The organism is Micromonospora sp. HK10, assembly GCF_000982955.1.
Classification (GTDB): Bacteria; Actinomycetota; Actinomycetes; order Mycobacteriales; family Micromonosporaceae; genus Micromonospora.
Genome location: NZ_KQ058867.1, coordinates 12,844 through 35,120, shown reverse-complemented (window position 1 = coordinate 35,120; position 22,277 = coordinate 12,844). Strand labels below are relative to the sequence as shown.

At 74.9% G+C, this 22,277-nt stretch carries 18 protein-coding genes; 3 read left to right on the top strand and 15 right to left on the bottom strand.

Annotated features, from left to right (window positions below; all coding sequences use genetic code 11):
• Nucleotides 1-112: 112 nt before the first annotated feature.
• The 12 genes from LQ51_RS23830 to LQ51_RS34405 all read right to left on the bottom strand — a co-directional run bounded on the left by LQ51_RS23830 (nucleotide 113) and on the right by LQ51_RS34405 (nucleotide 15,733).
• Nucleotides 113-2,386 carry a rhamnogalacturonan lyase family protein gene (locus LQ51_RS23830; RefSeq protein WP_046569317.1) on the bottom strand — a complete coding sequence of 758 codons (2,274 nt, stop codon included), beginning with the start codon at nucleotides 2,384-2,386 and terminating at the stop codon, nucleotides 113-115.
• 214 nt (nucleotides 2,387-2,600) lie between these two features.
• Nucleotides 2,601-3,626, bottom strand: coding sequence for a sulfite exporter TauE/SafE family protein (locus LQ51_RS23825; protein ID WP_046569315.1), 1,026 nt, complete (start codon nucleotides 3,624-3,626; stop codon nucleotides 2,601-2,603).
• A gap of 106 nt (nucleotides 3,627-3,732) precedes the next feature.
• Nucleotides 3,733-4,203, bottom strand: coding sequence for an RrF2 family transcriptional regulator (locus tag LQ51_RS23820; RefSeq protein ID WP_046569313.1), 471 nt, complete (start codon nucleotides 4,201-4,203; stop codon nucleotides 3,733-3,735).
• Nucleotides 4,204-4,284: 81 nt separating this feature from the next.
• Nucleotides 4,285-5,154, bottom strand: a complete 870-nt coding sequence (locus LQ51_RS23815) for an acyl-CoA thioesterase (RefSeq protein ID WP_046569344.1) — start codon at nucleotides 5,152-5,154, stop codon at nucleotides 4,285-4,287.
• A gap of 178 nt (nucleotides 5,155-5,332) precedes the next feature.
• A complete protein-coding gene (gene pyk / locus LQ51_RS23810; RefSeq protein ID WP_046569312.1) occupies nucleotides 5,333-6,781 on the bottom strand; it encodes a pyruvate kinase in 1,449 nt (482 codons plus the stop codon).
• Between the two features lie 307 nt (nucleotides 6,782-7,088).
• Nucleotides 7,089-7,454, bottom strand: coding sequence for a YciI family protein (locus LQ51_RS23805; RefSeq protein WP_046569310.1), 366 nt, complete (start codon nucleotides 7,452-7,454; stop codon nucleotides 7,089-7,091).
• 214 nt (nucleotides 7,455-7,668) lie between these two features.
• Nucleotides 7,669-8,484: a lipase family alpha/beta hydrolase gene (locus LQ51_RS23800; RefSeq protein ID WP_046569308.1), complete on the bottom strand. Its 816-nt coding sequence runs from the start codon at nucleotides 8,482-8,484 to the stop codon at nucleotides 7,669-7,671.
• Nucleotides 8,485-8,777: 293 nt separating this feature from the next.
• Complete coding sequence (locus LQ51_RS23795) at nucleotides 8,778-9,173, bottom strand: effector-associated constant component EACC1 (RefSeq protein WP_046569306.1); 396 nt, start codon at nucleotides 9,171-9,173, stop codon at nucleotides 8,778-8,780.
• A gap of 17 nt (nucleotides 9,174-9,190) precedes the next feature.
• Complete coding sequence (locus LQ51_RS31480; protein WP_052745039.1) at nucleotides 9,191-11,404, bottom strand: M48 family metalloprotease; 2,214 nt, start codon at nucleotides 11,402-11,404, stop codon at nucleotides 9,191-9,193.
• 268 nt (nucleotides 11,405-11,672) lie between these two features.
• Entirely contained in the window at nucleotides 11,673-11,936 is a 264-nt protein-coding gene (locus tag LQ51_RS23785; RefSeq protein ID WP_046569305.1) for a DUF6244 family protein, read from the bottom strand.
• Between the two features lie 117 nt (nucleotides 11,937-12,053).
• Nucleotides 12,054-13,037 (bottom strand): hypothetical protein, encoded by a 984-nt coding sequence (locus tag LQ51_RS34080; protein WP_046569303.1) that lies wholly within the window; start codon nucleotides 13,035-13,037, stop codon nucleotides 12,054-12,056.
• Complete coding sequence (locus LQ51_RS34405) at nucleotides 13,034-15,733, bottom strand: FtsK/SpoIIIE domain-containing protein (protein WP_046569301.1); 2,700 nt, start codon at nucleotides 15,731-15,733, stop codon at nucleotides 13,034-13,036. The genes LQ51_RS34080 and LQ51_RS34405 overlap by 4 nt, the downstream gene beginning before the upstream one ends.
• Nucleotides 15,734-15,926: 193 nt before the next feature.
• Here LQ51_RS34405 and LQ51_RS23770 point away from each other — a divergent pair, with 193 nt between their 5' ends.
• Nucleotides 15,927-17,339, top strand: coding sequence for an alkaline phosphatase PhoX (locus LQ51_RS23770; RefSeq protein ID WP_046569300.1), 1,413 nt, complete (start codon nucleotides 15,927-15,929; stop codon nucleotides 17,337-17,339).
• Between the two features lie 193 nt (nucleotides 17,340-17,532).
• Here the strand turns inward: LQ51_RS23770 and LQ51_RS23765 are convergent, their stop codons facing one another.
• Both LQ51_RS23765 and LQ51_RS23760 read right to left on the bottom strand, forming a co-directional pair.
• A complete protein-coding gene (locus tag LQ51_RS23765) occupies nucleotides 17,533-17,967 on the bottom strand; it encodes a hypothetical protein (protein WP_046569297.1) in 435 nt (144 codons plus the stop codon).
• A gap of 89 nt (nucleotides 17,968-18,056) precedes the next feature.
• Nucleotides 18,057-18,287, bottom strand: a complete 231-nt coding sequence (locus tag LQ51_RS23760; RefSeq protein ID WP_046569296.1) for a winged helix-turn-helix domain-containing protein — start codon at nucleotides 18,285-18,287, stop codon at nucleotides 18,057-18,059.
• A 233-nt stretch (nucleotides 18,288-18,520) separates the two neighbouring features.
• Between LQ51_RS23760 and LQ51_RS23755 the strand changes: the two genes are divergently transcribed.
• Both LQ51_RS23755 and LQ51_RS23750 read left to right on the top strand, forming a co-directional pair.
• Complete coding sequence (locus tag LQ51_RS23755; protein WP_046569294.1) at nucleotides 18,521-18,727, top strand: hypothetical protein; 207 nt, start codon at nucleotides 18,521-18,523, stop codon at nucleotides 18,725-18,727.
• A gap of 173 nt (nucleotides 18,728-18,900) precedes the next feature.
• The gene (locus tag LQ51_RS23750) at nucleotides 18,901-19,491 is read left to right on the top strand and encodes a Panacea domain-containing protein (protein ID WP_046569340.1); all 591 of its coding nucleotides are present in this window, start codon (nucleotides 18,901-18,903) and stop codon (nucleotides 19,489-19,491) included.
• An 81-nt stretch (nucleotides 19,492-19,572) separates the two neighbouring features.
• On the opposite strand, the gene LQ51_RS23745 is transcribed toward LQ51_RS23750, so the two are convergent.
• Entirely contained in the window at nucleotides 19,573-22,254 is a 2,682-nt protein-coding gene (locus tag LQ51_RS23745; RefSeq protein WP_046569338.1) for a type 1 periplasmic-binding domain-containing protein, read from the bottom strand.
• Between the last annotated feature and the right edge of the window lie 23 nt (nucleotides 22,255-22,277).

Here is a 22,277-nt window from a genome sequence, read left to right as displayed (position 1 = left end):
CCGGCGGCCCGGTGCCTGCTTTCGTGGGTCCGGCGCCGGCAAGCCGGGCCGGGCCGTCGAGCCGGTCGTGGCCCGGCACCGCCAGGCTGGGCCGGCCCGGCCGGCCTCACGGTCAACGCAGGTAGATGTTCGGCGCGGGCGGGGTCGACATGCCGTCGCCGAGGTGGAACCCGGGGTGCGGCGGCTGGTTGTAGGCGGTGTTCTGCCAGGCGATGGCGACCCGGTACTGCGGGTCGTGCATGAGGGTGGGCAGTCGCACGCCGGTCGGGGTGGGCGTGCTGTAGATGCGTAGCGCGCTGCTGTCGCTGGTGCGCCAGATGACCTCCTCGCGCCAGTCGCCGAGGATGTCGCCGGAGAGCGCCGGGGTGGACTTGGTGCCGTTGTTGGACGCCACCCCGCTGCCGGTGAGCAGCCGGGTCTCGCCGCCCGTGCCGTACTTGTCGATCTTGGTGGCGTCGAGCAGCTCGCGGACCGGATCGCCGTCCCACCAGACCAGGAAGTTGGCCGAGGAGGGCTTGCGGCCCACGTTCTGGCCCCGGGTGTTGAGCAGGCCGTCGACGGCCGAGGACCAGGACTCGGCCCCCGGACTGCCGGCCCAGACATCGTCGGAGACGCCCCGGCCGTTGTCGCCGTTCGGCGCGGTCTGCCACAGGATCTGGCCGGTGCGCGCGTCCGCCATCCAGGAGCTGGGCTTGCTGCCGTCCTCGTCGACCTTGAAAACCTCCAGCCCGGCGCGGGCCGGGTCGAGGTCGCCGACGTGCATGGCGTCGCCGTGGCCGTTGCCGGTCGACCAGAGGATCCGGCCGGTGTCGTCGATGGTGACGGCGCCGTACACGATCTCCTGGCGGCCGTCGTTGTCGACGTCGGCGACGGACAGGTTGTGGTTGCCCTGGCCGGCGGCGGCGCCGTTGCCGCTGGCGTTGGAGTCGAAGGTCCAGCGCTTGCGCAGCGTGCCGTCGCGGAAGTCCCAGGCGGCGATGACCGCGCGGGTGTAGTAGCCACGCGCCATGATCAGCGAGGGGCGCTGCCCGTCCAGGTACGCGGTGGCGGCCAGGAACCGGTCGACCCGGTTGCCGTACGAGTCGCCCCAGGACGAGACGGTGCCGCGCGGCGGGTCGTAGTCGACGGTGGAGAGGGCCGCGCCGGTGCGGCCGTCGAACATGGTCAGGTACTCGGGGCCGGCGAGCACGTAGCCGCTGGAGTTGCGGTAGTCGGCGGAGCCGGAGCCGATCATCTGGCCGGTGCCGGAGCGGGTGCCGTCGGCGGTCTTCATGGCCACCTCGGCGTCGCCGTCGCCGTCGTAGTCGTACACCTGGAACTGGGTGTAGTGGGCGCCGGCGCGGATGTTGCGGCCGAGGTCGATGCGCCACAGCCGGGCGCCGGCGAGGGTGTACGCGTCGACGTAGACGTTGCCGGTGTAGCCGGACTGGGAGTTGTCCTTGGCGTTGGACGGGTCCCACTTGAGCACGATCTCGTACCGGCCGTCGCCGTCGAGGTCACCGACGCTGGCGTCGTTCGCCGAGTAGCTGTAGGCCTCCCCGGCCGGCGTGGTGCCCCCGGGCGGGGCCTGGATCGGCACGTCCAGGTAGCCGTTGGTGAACTGCAGCGCCGGGGCGGACGCCGCCTGCTCCGCGCCGTCGACCACCGGCCGGACGGTGTACGCCGTTCCGGCGACGGCGCCGCTGTCGAGGTAGCTGGTGGCGCCGGTGATCGGGCTGCTGTTGACCTTCGTGGCGCCGCGGTAGAGGTTGAACGACACCCCGGCGGTCTCGGTGCCGAGCAGCCGCCAGGAGACCAGGTTGCCGCTGCCGGAGCGGACGCTGATCAGCCCCCGGTCGAGCTTCTCCATCTGCTTGGCGCCTGCCGGCGGGGTGGTGGGTGGCGGCGTGGTGGGGGGCGGCGTCGTCGGAGGCGGCGTGGTGGGAGGCGGCGTGGTGGTGGGCGGGGCACTGGTCGGTGTGGTCGCGCCGGTGCAGGTGGTGCCGTTGAGCGCGAAGCTCGCCGGGGCCGGGTTGCTGGCGTTGTTCCAGGAGGCGTTGAAGCCGAAGTTCGCGGTGCCGCCGGTACCGATCGTGGCGTTGTAGCCGGCGTCGCGCGCGGAGACCTGGCTGCCGGACTGGCTGACGGTGGCGTTCCAGGCCTGACCGACCTGCTGGCCGGCGGCGAAGGCCCAGGTGAGCGTCCAGCCGTTCACCGGGTCGCCGAGGTTGGTGATGGTGACGTCGGCGCCGAAGCCGCCGCCCCACTGGTTGGTGACCCGGTAGTCGACCCGGCAACCGGCGGCGGCGGCCGAGGCGGCCACCGTGGTGAGGGTGCCGGTGACGAGGGCGGTCGCCGCGACCGCGGCGAGCAGCGCGGTCCGGCGACGGGGTGTGATGGGGTGCACGGGGATGCCTTTCGCGGAGATCGAGCCCGCGACGCAGCGCGCCGGCCTGCCCGGGCCGGCGGGAGCGGTGCGTCGCGCTGACGGGACGCCACTGATCGACGTCGGTGATTCGACTCCGCGCGGGACCAGCCTAGGACAACGCTTTCCGGCCGCACAACCGGCCCCGCCCTGGCCCCCGGCTGCCGGATGCGGCCCGAACCGCGCCCCGAGCCGGTCAGCCGTCGACGGCGGCGGCCAGCGACCGCGACCCGACACCCCCGGACGCCGGGTCCTCGGCGGCGCTCACGCCACCCGGACCGGGCACGGCACTCACGGCGGTGGCCGGGTCGGCGGTGGCCGGGTTGGCGGACGCCGGCGCGGCGGCCGCGACGACGGCTCGGGCCCGGCGGGTCCGGCGCAGTGCCCGGGCCGCCAGCGCCAGCGCGGCCAGCCAGCCGGCGCCGAGCACCGCGTAGACCAGCGCCGGCACGGGACCGCCCAACTCGCCCGCGCGCAGCAGGGTCCGGGCGTTGGTCAGCACGATCACCCCGCCGATGGCGGCGCCGAGCAGCTGCGCGGGCACGATGCGGACCAGCCAGGCGGCGATCGGGGCGGCGATCAGGCCGCCGATCAGCAGCGCCGCCACGGTGGGCAGCAGGAACCCCTCGGTGCCGAGACCGATGAGGAACCCGGCGCTGGCCGCACCGGCGACCACGAACTCCGCGGTGTCCACCGAGCCGATCACGGTACGCGGGGCCAGCCGGCCGGAGACCAGCAGCGCCGGGGTGGCGACCGGGCCCCAGCCCCCGCCGCCGGTGGCGTCGACGAAGCCGGCGACCAGGCCGAGCGGGGCGAGGAAGCGGCCCCGCAGCCGGCCGGCCGCCCGGTGCGGTCGCAGCGGCCGGGCGAAGCGGATCAGCAGGTAGCCACCGAGCGTGCACAGGATGGCGGCCATCCAGGGCGCGGCGGCTTCGGTCGAGACGGAGCTGAGCACGGTGGCACCGGCGAACGCGCCGGCCGCACCGGGCAGCGCGATCCGGGCGACCACCCGCCAGTCGACGTTGCCGAACCGCCAGTGCGAGATTCCGGCCGCGAGGGTGGTGCCGATCTCGGCCAGGTGCACCGAGGCGGACGCGGCGGCCGGCGCGACCCCGGCGAAGAGCAGCAGCGTCGAGGAGGTCAGCCCGTACGCCATGCCGAGCGCGCCGTCGACCAGCTGCGCGGCGAGCCCGACCAGGGCGAGGATCAGCAGCTTGCGCACCGGGGCCCCCGAACTTTTCGGTATCTCCTATCGACTTGGTCGACAATGCGGCACGGGGGGCGCTCCGGTCAAGTACCTGATCGGTGGGTGGGACGGGCCGGGTCGGTCAGCTCCAGGCGGCCGGGTCGGCGGCCAGCTCGTTCACCCGGGCCGGCAGCGTGCCGGCGGCCACGTCGGCGAGGGTGACCAGCTCCAGGATCTCCCGCTCGCTGGCCCGCAGCGCGATCCACACGTCCTGCAGCGAACGGGCCGCGCCGTGGTAGCCGAGCTGCTCCGGGCGCTGGCCACGGATGTGCGCGAGCGGGCCGTCGATCACCCGGATCACCTCGGCCAGGGAGATCTCCGCCGCCGCCCGGGCCAGCCAGTAGCCACCCTCGGGGCCGCGCTGCGCGTGCACGATCCCGCCCCGGCGCAGCTGCAACAGGATGCTCTCGAGGAACTTCGGGGGGATGTCCTGGGCGCGGGCGATCTGCTCGGCCGTCACCGGTCGGCGTCGTCCGGTCGCCGCCCCCTCGGCCGTCGAGGCCAGCTCGGCAGCCGCACGGAGGGCGTAGTCGACCCGGGCGGAGAGACGCATGCCGGACAGGTTAGTCGGCTGATCGTCCGGCCGGTGCCGCGGCCCTCGACCGAACGGCCACGGCCGCGCCGGGCCGCCCGGTCAGGCGCCCACCCGGCGCAGCAGCCCCTCCTGCACGGCGCTGGCGATGTGCCGGCCGTCGGTGGTGAACATGCGGCCGGTGGCCAGGCCACGGGCGCCGGAGGCGGACGGGCTCCAGCAGTCGTAGAGGAACCACTCGTCGGCACGGAAGGGCCGGTGGAACCAGAGCGCGTGGTCCAGGCTCGCGCCGACCACCCCGCCGGGGCCCCAGACCTCGCCGTGCACCGACAGCACCGAGTCGAGCAGGGTGAGGTCGGAGGCGTACGCCAGGGCGCAGGCGTGCAGCAGCGGATCGTCGGGCAGCTTGCCGTCGAGGCGCATCCAGACCCGCTGGTGCGGCTCGGCGGGCCGGTCGCCGGGGCGTACCCAGCCGGGCTCGCCGACGTAGCGCACATCGATCGGGCGCGGGATCTGTCCCCAGATGCCGAGCCGCTCCGGATAGCGGGCGAGCCGGTCGGCCATGGTGGGGACCTCGTCCGGGGCGGGCACGTCCGGCGGCACCGGCGCGTGATGGTCCAGCCCTTCCTCCTGCCGCTGGAACGAGGCCGACATGAAGAAGATCGGCTTGTCGTGCTGGAGGGCGACCGCACGGCGCACCGAGAAGGAGCGGCCGTCCCGGACGTTCTCCACCTGGTACTCGATCGGCTCGGCGGGGTCGCCGGGACGGACGAAGTAGCCGTGCAGGGAATGCACGAAGCGCTCCGGATCGACGGTCCGTCCGGCGGCGACCAGGGCCTGGCCGGCGACCTGCCCGCCGTACACCCGCTGCGGACCGACCGGAGGACTCATCCCCCGGAAGGTCATCTCGCCGGTGTGCGCGAGGTCCAGCACCTCCAGCAGCTGGTCGACCGCGGCCTGACCGGTCGCCACCGGGCGTTCGCTCACCGCGCCGCCCCGGGTCGCGGGCACGCGGCCCGCCCGGCCGGCGCGCTGCCCGCACTCAGCGCAGCGCCCGCACTCAGCGCAACACCCGCGGTCAGCGCAGCGCCCGCACTCATTGCAGCGCCCGCGCTCGGCGCAGCGCCCGCACTCATTGCAGCGCCCGCACTCATTGCAGCGCCCGTGCGGAGGCGGCGTCGACCAGCGAGCCGAGCTGGTGCACGCGCAGCGTGTTGGTGGAGCCGGGGGTGCCGGGCGGGCTGCCCGCCACGATCACCACGTAGTCGCCGGGGTTGGCCCGGTTGAGCCCGAGCAGCGCCTGGTCGACCTGACGGAACATGTCGTCGGTGTGCTCGACGAACGGCATCAGGAACGTCTCGACGCCCCAGGAGAGGGCGAGCTGGTTACGCACCTCGGGCACCGGGGTGAAGGCCAGCAGCGGCAGGTCGCAGTGCAGCCGGGCGAGCCGCTTGACGGTGTCGCCGGTCTGCGAGAAGGCGACCATGGCCTTCGCGCCGATGGCGCGGGCGATCGAGGAGGCGGCGACGGTGAGCGCGCCGCCGTGCGTACGCGGGTCGTGCTGGAGCCGGGGCACGCCGATCGAGCCGGACTCGGTGGTCTGGATGATCTTCGCCATGGTGCTGACGGTGAGCACCGGGTACTTGCCGACGCTGGTCTCGCCGGAGAGCATCACCGCGTCGGCGCCGTCGAGCACCGCGTTGGCCACGTCGGAGGCCTCGGCGCGGGTCGGCCGCGAGTTCTCGATCATCGAGTCGAGCATCTGGGTGGCCACGATGACCGGCTTGGCGTTCTCCCGGCACAGCTGCACGGCGCGCTTCTGCACCAGCGGCACCTGGTCCAGCGGCAGCTCGACGCCGAGGTCGCCGCGGGCGACCATGACCCCGTCGAAGGCGAGCACGATCGCCTCCAGGTGGTCGACCGCCTCGGGCTTCTCGACCTTGGCCAGCACCGGGCGCTGCACGCCCTCCTCGGCCATGATCGAGTGCACCAGCTTGATGTCGTCGGCCGAGCGGACGAAGGACAGGGCGATCAGATCCACCCCCAGGCCGAGCGCGAAACGCAGGTCCTCGGCGTCCTTGTCCGACATGGCCGGGACGCTGACCGCCACGTTCGGCAGCGAGACGCCCTTGTTGTTGGAGACCGGGCCGCCCTCGGTGACCAGGACCCGGATGTCGTTGCCGGTGACGTCGCTGACCTCCACGGCCACCCGGCCGTCGTCGATCAGCAGCCGGTCACCCGGCTTCACCTCCTGCGGCAGCTTCCGATAGGTGCAGGAGACCCGCTCCTTGCTGCCCACGATGTCGTCGCTGGTGATCACCACGGAGTCGCCGGTGCGCCACTCGTGCGGGCCGTCGGCGAACCGGCCGAGACGGATCTTGGGGCCCTGCAGGTCGGCGAGCACCGCCACCGGCTGCCCGGCGGCGTCGGCCGCCTCGCGCACCAGCCGGTACACCGTCTCGTGGTCGGCGTGACTGCCGTGGCTGAAGTTGAGCCTCGCTACGTTCATGCCCGCCTCGACCAGACCCCGGATGCGCTCCGGGGACGAGGTGGCGGGACCGAGGGTGCAGACGATCTTCGCGCGGCGTGTCACGCCCATCAGGCTAGTCTCTCCTCCGGATCGACCCGGCGGCCGACCCCTTTCGGACTGCGGAACAGTTGTCCGACGACGCGCGACTCGCGCGCGGTGGGCGGTGAACAACCGCACCGGAACGTCGTGTGGGTGGCGGGCATCGGCGACCGCGCGGCGGAAATCGTACCGCCCGCCGTCAGGTCCCTGGCCGGGTGCTCCCGGTGATCGACCGGGGTCGGGCGGCCGACGACCGGCACGGGCCACGGGCGGGCCGGGCACGGGCGGGCCGGGCACGGGCGGGCCGGGCACGGGCGGGCCGGGCCGGCGACTCCGCTCAGCGTTGCTTGGCGGCCAGCGGGAACTCCAGCGAGCCGGCCGGGCAGAGGAAGGTCAGCACGTCCACCCGGTAGAGCCCGGCCTGCACGGCCGGGTCGGCCTCCATCACGCTGCGGACGTCGTCCACCGAGCCGGTGCGGGCCAGGCCGAAGCCGATCGGCGGGTCCGGCTCGCGGGCCGGCCCGTCGACTGAGCCGTCGACCAGGATGAAGCCGCGCCGTTGCAGCGCCTGCATGTGGTGCAGGTGCTCGGCCTGCAGCCGCTGCACGGTCTCCTCGGGCAGCGCCCGACCGGACGGCCCCGGATAGAGCACGATGCACTCGTAGGTGTCGAGCGCGAAGTCGACCTGCGGCGTCGCGGCCATGGCGCACCTCCTTCACGTCCGTCCCGCCTCCGGCACAGCGTCGCACGGCACGCACCGCCCCCGGGGCCGCTCGGTGCAACTGCCCCGTACCGGCCGGACCGCCGGCCCGACGGAGCCGGCGGCGGCCCGGGACGACCGGCAGCGGACCGGCGGCTCGGGACGACCGGCAGCGGACCGGCGGGCGTACGCGGGCCGCCCGCCGGTCCGGGACCGATCAGAGGGCGAAGCAGTTGGGGCGGATCGCGGCGCCCGCGAGCGCCTGCCGGACGATCGAGTACGTGGTGCCGTCGAGGACCAGGCCGAGGTGGCCGACCACCCGCAGCGGGCACGCGCCCTGCACCAGGACGTTGGTCGCGCCGTCGAGGAGGGTGGCGGTGCCGATCGGCTGCACCAGTTCGTCCTGCCAGGTCCGCACGGTGGTCCAGCGCACCGCGCCCGGGGTGTCGTCGCCGGCGTTGAGTTCGGCCAGGAAGGCCGACCCGGCGCTCATCTGCTGGCAGGCGACGATGCCGACGCAGCTACCCAGGCCGAGGAAGTTGATGAGGTTGGCGACGTAGGTGCCCCGCTGCGGGGTGCCCAGGCTGATGTAGTGGTCGACCTTGTCGGCGCCGCCGAGGAAGTTGATGTACCAGCGGCTGACTAGGCCGCCCTCCGAGTGGGTCACCAGGTCCACCTTGGCGGCCCCGGTGGCGGCCCGGACCTGGTCCAGGTAGTACGACAGGGCGCGGGCGGACTCGCGGATGTCGCCGAAGCCGAGGTTCGGCAGTTGGTAGATCGACACCCGGTAGCCGTCGGCCCGCAGCCGGGCGGCGATCGGCTCGTACGCGATGGAGATGCCGATCAGGCCGCCGACCACGACGACCGGATTGGCGCCGGCCGCGGCGAGCGGCAGGTCGGCCGGATCGGCGGCTGTGGGGACGGTGGTCGTGGTGGCGGCTGCGCGCTGGGGCGACGCGGCCTGGGCGGCGACGGCGGGAACCAGCAGGGCGGTGACGGCGGTGGTGGCGGCGAGGATCGTTCGGAGCAGCATGGCTGCACCTCCGGTGGGAGGCACCCGGGTTGACCGGGAGGAGACGGGTGGGATCCGATCGATCGTGGGAACGATGATGCGTGTCCGATTTCACACACGTCAATGAAAAGTTACGCGCGGGTAACCCGTTGTCGCGCGGGAGGCACAAACCGGCGAATCGGCACGGCCTGCGGGCCCGCCCGGCAGCCGCCGGCCCTGGCCGGCCCGCAGGGCGCGCTCAGGCGGGCCGGCTGTGAGGGCGTCCCGGCGGGCCGGCCGTGCGGCGCGCTCAGGCGGGCGGCCGTGGGGCGCGCTCAGGCGGGCCGGCCGTCCCCGTCCTGGCCGGACCGGGGCAGCGCGCGGGTCGCCTGCTCCAGCAGCTTTCCGGCATCGGTGCGGCCGTTGACCTGGAGCTCCACCTCGGCGTCGCCCACCTGCAGGCGCACGCTGACCTCGGTGCGCTGCTGATCGACCCAGGACTGGAGCAGATTGAACAGTCCCGGCAGCAGGCCCTGGGCCACCACCGCGATGATCACCGCGTCGCTGAAGCCCGGTCGGCCGCCCCGGCCCGCCGCCGGGTCCCGTACCGCCGCGCGGAACTCCGGGCGACGGTGCAGCCAGGCCAGCAGCGGCACGGCCGGCGGGCGGCCGGCACGCGGCGCCAGCAGCAGGCGGACCGGCTCTCCGGGGCGGGGCGACGATCCGGTCACCGGTCTCCTCTCCGCGGTCATCCGGCGTCCGGGCGGAACGTCGGCTTGCCGTCCACCAGGGTCAGCACGCCCCGGACCCGGAAGGTCACGTCTTCGGCGAAGGAACGGTTGCCGGTGAAGTAATTCTCCTCCACCCCGGTCGCCCGGGCCGAGCCCTGCCCGCCGTCCACCGTGGAGACCACGGCCACCGGCTTACCGCCCTCGTCGGAGAGCTCGACCTGAAGCTCCGGCACCTTCTCGATCTTCCAGGCGATCCGCTTCACGGTGTTGCCGCTGTAGTACGTGAAGGGACAGCCGGACGGATTGACCACCCGCTGCGCGGCGCAGCCGTCCAGCCAGGCCCGCACGCCCTCCTCGGCGGCCGCCTGCGCGCCCGGCGCGAGGGTCGGCCGCAGCAGGTCCGCGCCGGCCACCTGCCCCGCACCGGGCAGCGCCAGGACGACCTGCGGCGGGATCTCGGTCAGCGCGTCACGTGGGCCGGCGACCGGGTAGCTCCCGGGCAGCAGCGCCACCCGACCGCCCTCCGGGCCGGCGACCGCCGGCACCCCTGCGACGGTCAGCCCGGCCGGCCCGCCCGGCACGGAGAGCCCGGCCGGCGCGGCGGCGACCCGCCAGCGGTGGAAGAGCCCGAGGGTGGCCCGGTCGTCGCGGCGCAACGGCAGCTGCGCGGTCGCCCGCGTGCCGGCCAGGACGTAGGAGATCGTGGCGGTCGCCTCGTCGCCGTCGCGCTCGACCGCGGTCACCCGCACGTCGGTCGGCGGCTGGTAGTCCTTCGCCCCGACCATCCGGACCAGCTGTTCCTCGTTGCCGACCTCCGCACGGGCGTCCGCGGTCAGCGACCCGAGGGCGTCCCGGGCGTCGCGGTCGCCCAGGGCGTCGAAGTAGCCGTCGACCGCCGCTTCCGGCCGGTAGAACATCCACTGGGCGGCCGTGAGCGCGCCACCACCGAGGCAGCTCGCCACCACGAGCACCGCCGCCACCAGCCAGGCCCGCCGGGGTCCCGGCGACGCCGGCGCCCCGAACAGCTCGCGCCGGCGGGCCGCGCCGTCGTCGGTCGCCGCCTCGCCGACCCCGTCCGGGCCGGTGAGCTGCTCCAACCGGTCCAGGCGCAGCTCCGCCGGCGGGTGGGTGGCACAGACCGCCTCGTCCCAGCCGCTGCGTCCGGTCTCGAACGAGCGGCGCCGCTCCAGCAGGGCGCGCATGCCGGCGGCGTGGCCGGCGAGCACGGCGCCCTCGTCGGCGCGGTACTCGGCGGCGCGGACGTCGCGCCGGTGGGCGGGCAGCACCAGGAACCGCATGGTCACCAGCACCGGCCAGAAGACCAGGAAGACCACGAAGTCGGTGGCCGGATGCGGGAACCGTCGCATCAGCCAGCTGGGGATCGCGTGCACCAGCACGAGCGGCAGCCCGACCCCCCGGATGAACGCGCCGGTCACCTCGTCCCCGGTCCGCCAGTGCACCAGCTCGTGACTGAGCAGCGCCGCGATGTTCTCGTCCGGTTCGTCGAGCAGGGCGGTGCTCACCACCACGTGCCGGGCGTACGCCCGGGCGTTGGTCAGCACCGGGTCGTCCTCGATCAGCAGGCGGGGCACGTTGGGCAGGTCGAGCCGGCGGGCGCAGTCCGCGAGGAGGGGTCGCAGCCGGTCGGCCTCCCGCCGGCTGAGCCGGCGGGCGCCGGACACGGCCAGGAACCACGGCTCCAGGACCACCCGGGCCAGGGTGTAGAGGAGACCGACCAGGACGGCGGCCAGCACCACCCCGGCCAGCCCGGTCAGCAGGTTGGCCGGCTCGTCGAACGCGCCGCGCCAGGGCAGCACCAGCACGGCCAGGAAACCGACCAGGAAACCCAGCAGGAAGCAGAGGAAACCGCCGGTCAGCCCGCCCGAGCGGGTGAGGAAGGCGTCGAGCAGCGGACCGACCAGCGGCGCGTCGCGCAGCACGGCCGGCACCTGGTCGCCGGTCTGGCCGCCGCCGACGAAGAGCCCCGCCAGGCCACCCACGATGCCGAGCCAGACGGCGGCGAGCAGGGCCAGCGGCACGTAGAACCAGGTGGCCACGAACGCGCCGAGCACCCCGCGCCAGTCCCGCAGCATGCCGGCGCGCAGCCAGACCAGCGCGTTCGGATAGCCGAGCGGACGGTCGGCGAACCGCCGCTCCCACCCGGGGGTCTCCGGTTCGCCGGTGTCCGGCACGTCCGCCGGCCGGATCAGCCGTTGCTCCTCGGTGGACACTCGGGCTCCTCGTCTGGTGCGACCGACGCGGCGGGCGTGGTGCGGGAACGGTGGATCCGACGGACGGCCGGGCCGGCCCGTCGGGAGGATGCGATCGCGACAACGGCGCCGAACAGCGGAAGCGGTTACGACGACGCAGCACATTACCGTCCGCGAATGGGTGCCGCCACCACGTACCCTCCGGGTGGCGCATCGCGGCAGGTCCGGCCGGGCGGGTGTCGGATAGTTGTCCGCCGCTCCCCGGGCCCGGTCGCCGGTGCCCGGTCGGTCAGCTGCCCAGCGCGCGCACCCGGGCGATGGTCTCCTGGAGGTGCTGGCGGGCCGGCTCGCCGCCCTGCGCGGCCTGCGCGAGCGCCTGCCGGTAGGCGTCGATGACGCCGATCAGCGGCCCGGCCGCCACCCCTTCCAGAGCGCCGGCGACCAGCGCCCGCGCCTCAGCGGCGTCCTGCGCCGCCGCGGCGGCCTTGGCCTTCGCCTCGTCCAGCTTCTGGGCGGCCGCCGCCAGCCGCGTGATGATCTGCGCCGCGCTCACGCGTCCTCCCCTGCTCGCCTGCCCCGCAGCCTACGCGAGCCGGCCGGCGGCCCACGGCGGCGCGAGCAGCCTACGCGAGCCGGCCGGCAGCGCTCGGCGCGAGCGGGCCGGCACGGGTCAACGCAACAGGCGGAAGGCCACCAGGTAGAGGCAGAACAGGCCGGAGGAGAGCAGGGCACAGAGGACGAAGCCGAGCGGCACGTACCGCGCCGGCGGGGGGTCACCGCCGAGCACCGGTCGGCCCCACCGGGCCAGCACGAGCTGTCCGACGAGGAAGGACAGCAGCGGCACCCCGGCGCACGCGCCGGCGGCCACCAGGTCCAGCCCACTCACCGGCAGCGGCGAGCCGACCAGGGTGGCGAGCATCAGCACCGAGCCGGTCAGCGCGCAGGCGACGTATACCCCGACGGCGCGGCCGAGCGGCGACCAGGTGGGCAGCAGCACGGGCCGGTGCGCCAGCGCCTCGGCCTGCTGGCCGTACCGGTCGGCCTCGTCGGCGAGCTGCCGGGCCGCCGCCAGCTCCGTCGCCGCGTCACCCGCCCGGGGCCCGGGCAGCGACCCCTGGGGGTACGCCCCGACCTCCGGCCGCCCCGGCGCGGCGGCTGCGCCGCCGGTCGCCCCCGCCCCGGTAGCCGGCGGTTGCGCGGGCGACCCCGTAGCAGGCGGTTGCGCGGGCAACCCGGTAGCTGGCGGTTGCGCAGGCGACCCGGTAGCTGGCGGTTGCGCAGGCGACCTGGTAGCTGGCGGTTGCCCGGGCGACCCGGTGGCCGGCGGTCGCGCGCGCGACCCGGTGGCCGGCGGTTGCGACCCGGGCGTCGAGGGCTGCCCGGCTGACCCGGGGGCGCCGGCCGACCCGCCGGGCGGGGCGGCCACCGGGGCGGGCCGGTCCACCGGCTCCGCGGTGGTCGCCGGCGGGGCCGCTCCGATGGCCCGGCCGAGCTGCTCGAGGCGCTGCCCCTGCGCGGCGAGCCGCTGGCCGAGCTGGTCGACACCGGCCCGCAGGGCGCGCCGCTGTTCCGCCTCGGCGGCGATCGCCTGCTCCCCGCCGCGCTGCCGGGCGGACAGTTCCCGGGCCAGGGCCGCGTACTCCGGGTAGCTCACCGCTCGTCCCCGTCCCCGTCATCGTCTCCGGCGAACGGCACGATCAGGGTGGTGCGCTGGTCGTGCCGGTCGACCAGCAACGCCCGCCCGTCCCGGTGCGCGTACGCGAGATCGTGCGCGCCGAGGTGGAGTCCGAGGTCGGCGCCGGGCACGTTCAGCGCGACCAGGCAGGCCACGTCGTCGCGGTGCTGGCTGCCACCCAGGTCGTCGCCGAGCCGGCGCAGTCCACGCCACCAGCCGAGCAGGTGCACGCCGTGCGTCGGCCCGTCGCGCAGCACCGCGCGCAGGTCGTCGTGCCCGGAGCGGAACGTGACCGGGTCGGCCGCGGCCAGCACGCCCGCAGCGGCGTCCACCCCGAACACCACCAGGTAGGTCCGGATCGCGGCCAGCGGCGCCCCGCCCAGGTCGCCGGCCGCCGCACCCTTGTCCCCGGCCGCCCGGTCCGGGTCGTCGCCGGCCACCCCGCCCGGGTCGCCGACCGTCGCGGCTCGATCGCTGGCCGTCGCGGTTGGCGGGCCGGCCAGCTCGGCCAGGCAGGCGCGGAACCCGGCGGCGTCCAGGCGGCGCACCGGGTGGCCGGCCGCGGCCAGGGTCATGGCCAGGTCGTCGGCGGTGTCGGTGGTGCCCGGGACCAGCGGCGCGAAGAGGAAGCGCGCCGTGTTCGGGGCGTGCTGGCGGGCCAGGCTGAGGGTGGCCGAGCGGAGCACCTGCGCGCCGGTCGCGGCGGTGCCCACCACGGCGAGGTGCCGGCCGGGGGTGGCGTCCAGCCGGAACCCGGCGGGGCTGCCGGCCACGTCCACGGTCCGGCCCAGCAGGGCCAGCGGCGCCCCGGCGCCCGGGCGCAGCGCCGCCCAGGCGGGGTCGTCGGCGAGCCGGGGTGACTCGTACCCCCGGAAGACCGTGGGTGGCGCCGAGCCGGCCGGGCGGGCCTGGAACAGCTCGTGCCGCAGCGCGGCGAGGTCGGCGGCGGCGGCGTGCGCGTCGGGGAACCGGACCTGGGTGTTCGCGCCGGCCGCGCCGCCGGCGGTGTTGACCACGGCGGTGCCGATCGGCAGCGCCCCGGCGGGATCGCCCGACGGGTCCAGCACGGCCGCCCCGCCGGGCAGCGCCACCCGCAGCGGGAACTGGCCGAAGATCGCCTCGGCGCGGCCGTAGAGCGCCTCGATGCCGGTGGTGCTCTGGCTGGCCAGCACCAGGTGCAGGCCGTACGAGCGGCCCTTGCGGGCCACCTCCTCGAGCAGGTCGACGGCCTGCCGGGCGAGCGCGTCGTGGCCGGCGACGAGCACCTGGAACTCGTCGATCACGGTGACGATCCGGGGTGGCCGGCGCGCGGCGGGCAGGTCGGCGAGCTTGGTGACCCCGAACCGCTTGAGCAGGTCGGCCCGCCGGGTCAGCTCGTCGCTCAGCTCGCGCAGCACGGCCACGCCGTACTCGCGGTCGGACTCGATGCCGACCGCCCGGGCGTGCGGCAGCCAGGACGGATCGTGCCCGGTCGGCACGAACTCGGCGAAGCTGACCCCCTCCTTGAAGTCCAGCAGGAACAGTTGCAGCTCGGTGGGGGCGTAGCGGGCGGCCAGCCCGTAGAGCACGTCGAGCAGCAGCACCGTCTTGCCCGCGCCGGTGCGCCCGCCGACCAGCCAGTGCGGGGTGGCGTCGTCAAAGGCCACCACGACCGGTTCCCGGCCGGCACCCGGTGACGCCACCGCCGGACCGCCGGGCCCCGGCACCCGCACCGCCCGGCCGAGCACGGTACGCAGCCCCGGGCCGGATGACTCGGTCCAGCGCCGCGCCGGCAGCAGGTCGGCGAAGGTGACCGCCTCGGCCGCCCGGGTGGCCGCCGCGAGCCGGCGGGCCAGCGCCGTGACGGTGGCGTGCGACGGGTCGCCGTCGAACACCACCGGAGCGGCCAGGCCGGTGCCGTCCACACTGAACGGCGCGCCGGGCGGGTCACCGACCCGCGCGTACCGCTCGCCCAGCCGCAGCTGGGTGGTGGCGCCCAGCGGCGGCGGCGCGTCGGCCGGTCCGGCGGCCGGATAGCCGGCGAGCAGCACGCAGACGGCGGCGGCCGGCCCGGCGTGGGTGAGCGCGGCGAGCCGGGCCAGCTCGCGCGGCGGCGGTGCCGACGCGGCCACCACGAGCAGCAGTTCCTGGTCGTCCCGGACGGCCTGCTGGGCGGCGCGGGCATGCCGCTCCGCCTCGTCGAGCAGGGCGGCCATCTCGGTGACGGTGGTGGCGGTGGGGGCGAGCGCACCGGCGTCCAGCAGCGGGCGCAGCGGCAGGAAGGCGGCGCCGAACGCGGCCGGGTCGATGCCGGCGACCCGGACCGTGCCGGGCGGCGCGGCGGCGAGCAGCCGGGTCACCACGGCCCGCAGCAGCTCGCCGACGCGCGGGTCGCGGGCGTCGGCGTCGACCGCCAGGTGGGTGCCGCCGCCCAGCGGGACCAGCACCGGGAAGCCGCCGTCGAAGGTGGTCGCCTCGCCGACCCGTACCGGCACCGGGATGGCGGCGGGCCGGGCGGTGGCGGGATCGGCGGCGGCCAGGTCGGTGCCGAGCCGGGCCAGCCGGGCCACCAGTTCGGGGCTGCCGGGTGCCACCGGCGCGGCACCCGTGACCAGCCGTCGGGCGGCCTCCCAGCGGCGCACGGCCTGCCGGTGCAGGGCCAGCGCCTGCCCGTACGCCGTCGCGAGCCTGCCCACGCCTCCGCCCTCCGACGCCGTCGCGCTTGTCGATCGAGGGGAACCCTAACGGACGCCCGCCGGCCCGGCACAGTACGCGCCCGCACGCAGCGTTGGCGCACTGTTCACCCTCCGGCGGCCGTTTCCGCCGGCCGCCGTTCCCCTGGCCCGGCTTGCCTGCTCAACACAGGCAAGCGAACAGGAAGGCAAGGACGTGACCTCCTCCCCCATCTCCCGCCGCGCGGTGCTGCGCGGGGGTGCCGCCGGCGGCCTCGGCATCGTGGTGGCCGGCAGCCTGGACGCGATCGCGGGGCCGGCTGCGGCGCGGGCCGCGGTCCGCCCGGCGGTCGGCTACGGCGACCTCGTCCCGGACCCGGCCGGCCTGCTGGCCCTGCCGCCCGGCTTCTCGTACACCATCGTGGCCCAGGCGGGCGTGACCCTGCTCGAATCGGGGCAGGCCACCCCGAGCGACGCCGACGGCACCGGCTGCTTCCGCGGCCCGCACGGCTCGGTGCTGGTGAACAACCACGAGATCGGCGGCAGCGAGCCGTACCCGGTGCCGGCGCTGGCCGGGCTGACCTACGACCCGGGCGCCCGGGGCGGCACCACCACCATCGAGGTGGACGGGCAGGGCCGGCGGCTGCGCGAGTACGTCAGCGTGGCCGGCACGCACAACAACTGCGCGGGCGGTATCACCCCGTGGGGCACCTGGCTGACCTGCGAGGAGACCGAGCAGCGGGCCGGCGGCAGCTACCTGAAGGACCACGGGTACGTCTTCGAGGTGGACCCGCACGACCGGTCCGCCAACCAGAACCCGGTGCCGCTGAAGTTCCTCGGCCGCTACTCCCACGAGGCGGTGGCGGTCGACCCGTACACCCACGCGATCTACCTGACCGAGGACGCGGGCGGCCCGAACGGCCTCTACTTCCGGTGGACCCCGCCGGCCGGTTTCCGGGGCGGCAAGGGCGCGCTGCGCGCCCTGGCCCAGCGGCCCGACGGTGACACCGCGGGCCGCCTCCAGGCGATGCGCTGCCGGCGCGGCAGCCAGCACGTCGCGGACCTGTCCGAGGCCACCACCCCGGGCACCCGGTACCAGGTGGAGTGGGTGGACGTGCCCGACCGGGACGCCCGGACCGTCTCGGTGCGCAAGCAGTTCACCGACGGGCAGGTGACCCGCAGCCGCAAGCTGGAGGGCGCCTGGTGGGCCGACGGCGGGGCGTACTTCGTAGCCAGCTTCGCCCGGCACGACGACGGCAGCGTCCACGAGCACGACGGCCAGGTCTGGTACTACGACCCGCGGACCGAGACGGTGACGCTGAAGACCATCTTCGGGGTGAACAACGACCCGGACGCGGACCACGGCAACTTCGACGGCCCGGACAACATCACCGTGTCGCCGTACGGCGGGGTGATCCTGGCCGAGGACGGCGAGGGCGTGTCGCACCTGGTCGGCGTCACCGAGCAGGGCAAGGCGTACCCGCTGGCCCGCAACGAACTCAACGACAGCGAGTTCACCGGCCCGACGTTCAGCGCGGACGGGAAGATCCTGTTCGCCAACATCCAGTCGCCGGGCTACGTCTTCGCGATCACCGGCCCGTGGGGCCGGCCGAGCAACGCGCACAGCTGACCGGGGGGCGAGCGGCCGGCGGCTCCACGGGGGTCGCCGGCCGCTCGCCCGGCACTCGGCCGGACGCCACTGGTCATCCGGCCTCCAGCCGTGCCCGGCAGCGGCGGTGCGCTGTTTCCTCAGTCCTCGACCGCACAGTGGCGGTGCGCGGTTTCATCAGTCCTCGACCGCACAGTGGCGGTGCGCCATTTCATCAGTCCTCGACCGCACCGCCGGGCGACCGCCGGACGCCCTCGACAATCGCGCGGAGACCGTCCGCGTCGGCCGTGTCCGGGTCGACGAGCACGTTGACCGCGACTCCGGTTCCGGCGAGCCAGAACGCTTCGGCGTCACCGATCAGGCCCGGCCCGTCCGGGTGGGCGAAGTCGACAAGCTCCCAGGCTGCGGCGTCGCGCTCGTGGTACTCGGCGAGGAACTCACGGACCGCGGCCAGCTCGGTGAGCCGCTCACCGTGGAGCACGTGCACGCGCAGGTCAACCCGGTAGCCGTCCTCGACCTGGCGCTCCCAGACCCGGCTGACGAAGCGGACGTCCTCCCACTCGGTGGCGAAGTCCGAGGCCAGCTCCCCGATCCCGGGCGGCAGGTATCCGATGCGGAAACCGGCCAGCTCCCCGCCGTCGCGCGCCATCCTGCCTCCCGGTGCAACTCAGCCGCAGATCTTGGAAGGAAACGGCCCTCAGGAGGGCCCTCCGCTTCCAAGATCTCGCATTCTCCGGATCACCGCGACTCGGGGCGCTCCGCGACAAACACGCCGAGGCCGTGCACGCCCTCCACCCATCCCTGCGTCTGGAGCACGAGGATGGCCTGGCGAACCACTGTCGTCGAGACACCGTGCTCCGCCGTGAGCTGAGCCGTGGATGGCAACTTGTCTCCCGGCGCGAGTTCTCCTGATTCGATCTGAGTGCGGAGCTGGTCCGCGAGCTGTTCCCACTTCGGCTTGACGGGCATATGGACTCCCAGGTCTGCCCCGCCATTCGATCACGCACGACTACTCATGACAAGCAACGTGTTGTCGTCCTTGCTTTACGTGACTAGTTGTTTAAAGCTCCACCTGACCGGCTCCCAGGTCTGCAAGCCCGGAGTTGGTCTGTTCCCACGGCGCAGAGCGCTCGGCCGGCCAATCCCCGGACGGCCGAGCGTGCGTACCTGTCACCCGCACGTCGTACCCGACGGGAGGCCCGATGGGCGAGCGCACCGACGACACGTTCCCCGGTGAGCCCTTCGCTTCGGCGCAGGACATCGAGGACGCCGACGACATCCTCTTCGCGCACCCGCCGCGCCGCGTCGTCCGCTGGCTGTGCGGCTGCGGCGAGGACTACCCATGCCCGGAGGTGGCCTTCGCGCGCCTGGTCAAGGCCGCCGTGATCAATCCCGATGAGCCGGCGTGACGGCTGCCGAACTCGCGTCCTGAGCGCCGACTGCGCGTCGACGTCTCCGAGCGGTTCGGCACGCGCGCCGAACCGACGCCGCCACTCGATGATGGAGAAACGGCGGCGTGGGTCGCCCGAGCATGAGGGCCGTCGGTAGGCTCATGCCAGGGCCGACGAGGGAGGTGAACGGGATGGCAACGGCGCACGATGTCGCCGCGGCGGTGCTCTCTCACGTCGGCCAGGTCACGGCGATGAAGCTGCAGAAGCTCGTGTACTACTGCCAGGGGTGGCATCTGGCCCGGACCGGCTCGCCGTTGTTCGCCGACGCCATCGAGGCGTGGCGGGAGGGGCCGGTCGTGCCTCAGCTCTACCGGCACCACCGGAGGCAACTTCACGTCTCGGAATGGCCGCTCGGCGACGCCTCCCAGCTCACCGACGACCAGCAGGAATCAGTCCGTTGGGTGGCCCGCGAGTACGGCCGGTTCTCCGCGACCGAGCTGTCTGACATGACACACAACGAGCTGCCGTGGCGAGCGGCACGGGGGCCGCTGCCCGAGTCGGCAAGCTCCTCCGAGCCCTTGAACATCGAGCTGATGAGGACCTACTACGCACGACAGATCGCCAACACGGAGACGGCTGTCGTGCTGGCCACCGCGAACGCGTCGATCGAGGGCGAGGAGTTCGACCAGGACTGGCAGGACCGGCTGCGGGACGTCGCGTCGGGCGTGGTCAGCGCAGAAGAGCTGATCGCCGAGGAGATTGCCCGCCTGCGCGGTGACTGATCCGTACTGCCTGCCCGGCACGGACTGTCTCGTCAACAAGCTGGGCATCGAGGATCGAGCGGTCCTGCTGCCGCGCGGCCGTCACCCCGGTCCACGGCAGCCGGGGTCGGGGCCGCCGTCGGCCACCCCGCAGTGGAAGACCTCGACCGGCGCGGCCGCGACGTCGGGCACCCGGGCCACGGTGAGCAGGGCGATCCGCTTGGCCAGCGGCTCGCCGGAGTCCGGGGCGTACCGGATCAGGCCGGCCACCCCCGGGTAGCCGCCGGCCGCGTTCTGCCGCAGCACCTCGGCGTGCACCCCGGCCGGGTTGACCGCGCGGGGCTCCCAGCGGCGGCCGGTGTCGGCGTGCCGGAGCCGGGCGGCGAGGCTCTCCAGCGCCCGCACCAGCATCATCGACGCGTCGTAGGCGAGGCTCACCCGCTCGCCCACCGCCGGGCCGGCGCCGTCGCGGCAGCGCGGCGGGTCGAGCAGGTCGTCGGAGCCGATCCAGGTGAGGAAGCTGCCCCGGGCGTCGTCGCGCCGGGCCTGCGCGGCCCGCAGCGCGGCGCAGGTGGCCAGGGACGCCTTCGACACGTACGTGACCGGCAGGTTGCCGGGCGCGCTGGCGCGCAGCCCCGGGTTGGCCAGGTAGCGGTTGAACGAGTCGTCGGCGAGCAGGTGCCGGGGCGGGTCGGCGCCGCACTCGCGCAGCGCGCGCAGGAAGCCGTCCACCTCGGACCAGCGGCCGGCGAAGATGAGCACGCCCCGGTAGCCGCACTCCTGGACCAGGCGGCGGCCGGTACGCCACTCCTCGAGCCGGGTCAGCCGCGCGCCGAACCGCTCCCGCAGCCCGTCGACCAGGGTGGACACGTAGAGGTCCTCGGCCAGCGAGCTGCGCTCGCCGGTGGTCCAGTAGACGTGCGCCTCGGTCACCCGCAGCACCTGCCGGGCGTACGCCTCGAGCATCCGGGCCTGGTCCCGGTTGGGCGCGGAGATCTGCAGGTAGAGGCTGGAGTTGGTGTCCATCCGGTCGGCCGACAGGGTGGGCGCGAGCACCGGCAGGCCGACCCGGTTGAGCTCGCGCAGCGCCGCCGCGGTGCTGGTCCGGCTGTCCACCATACCGACCACGCCGAGCAGGGTCGGGTCGTCGCGGGCCAGCCCTTCGAGCATCCGGACCGCCTCGCCGGCGTGCCGCATCTGCCGGCCGGCGTTGGCCACCACGATGTGCAGCAGCGCCGCGCCGTCCGCCGCGGCGGACTCCTTGAGCAGGGCGTACTGGGCGGTCGCCATGCCCTCCAGTTCCTCGCGCTCGGAGACGTACGACTCCTCGTCGGTGCGGGTCCGGTTGCCGGTGAGGCTGCCGAGGTAGACCAGGGTCAGGTAGGGGCGGCGCCGGTCGCTGCGCCGCCACACCTCCTCCGCGGCCCGGTTCTGCGCGAAGATCCGCCGCTGTACGGCGCGCAGCCGCTGCTGGCCGGGTTCGCTGTTGAACACCTGGCCCGCGGTGTCGCTGTAGCCGACGCACTCCCCCGCGACCACCCGCACCCGCACCTGGTCGGTGGGCCAGGGACGGCAGTCCGCCGCCCAGCGCCCGTGCGCCCACAGGCCGAGCCCGGCGAGCAGGAGCAGGGCCACCGCCGCCGGCAGGAACCGCCGGGACCACCACGGCGGGTCCGGCGCCACCAGCGCCGGTGGGGCGATGCCCGGCGGGGACGCGACATCGTCGCCGTCGCTGCGCAGCACGACGAGCCAGGTACCGGCCCGGCGCAGCCGGCGGATCTCCGGCAGCGCCTCGGCCCAGTCGTCGTACGCCTCCTCGGCCTCGCGAACCGAGCGCACGGCCGCCGGTTCCGGCGGCGGGACGGCCGCTACCGCCACCACCAGCAGCGGATCGTTGCGGCCGGTCTCGTTGCGTACCTCGTCGAGCAGCCGGACCAGGGTGTGCCCGACGCCGTCGCCGGTCATCCCGTCCAGCAGCAGCACCGGGTAGGCGGTCCGCCGCCAGTCGCCGGGCCGCCAGAACCGGCGCCGGTACGCCACCCGCAGGTCCTCCAGGAACGCGTGCAGCAGCAGCTTCTCCACCTGCGCCGGATGCTCGCCGTCGCGCCAGCCGGCGGTGAGCCGCTCGGCGAAGCCGAGGAAGGTCACCGACTGCCGGGGGGCGAGATACTGCTGCCGCATGAACCAGCGGTACTGCCGGCCGACCAGTGGCACCCGGCCGGAGACCGCGATCCGGAACACCACGCTCGGCATCGCCCGGCGCAGCAGCCAGAGCAGCACCTGCAGCGCGGTGCCCAGCCCGGAGTCGCCACCGACCTGCGGGTCCTCGGTGACGCCCCGGCCCCGCCAGTCGCGCAGCCGGCGGACCAGCGCGGCCCGGCCGCTCTGCTGCGCGTCCAACCCGACCGCCAGGCTCTGGTGCATCAGCCAGTCCGCCAGCGGATAGTGCCGGAACCGCAGGCGGGCGGCGCCGAAGGCCTCCACCGACAGCTGCCGGTGCAGCTCGCGCAGCGCCGCCGGGACGTCGTCGCCGGCGGGGCGGGTGCTCAGGTCGAGGACGGCGTGCGGCACCCGCCGCCCGGCGCCCCGGCCGACGAAGCGGCGCAGCAGGGCGCCCAGCGCGCCGTCACCGGCCGGGTGGACCAGCCAGAGCAGGGGCAGCCAGCGGTCGCCGCGGCGGGGCCGCCGCAGCAGCCGGGCCAGCAGGGCGAGCAGGTCGAGGCTGCCGGCCGGCAGCCGCTCGCCCGCCGGCCGGGGCCGGGACCGGGCGGCCGGTTCACGCATGGTCACCTCCGCGTCACGACACG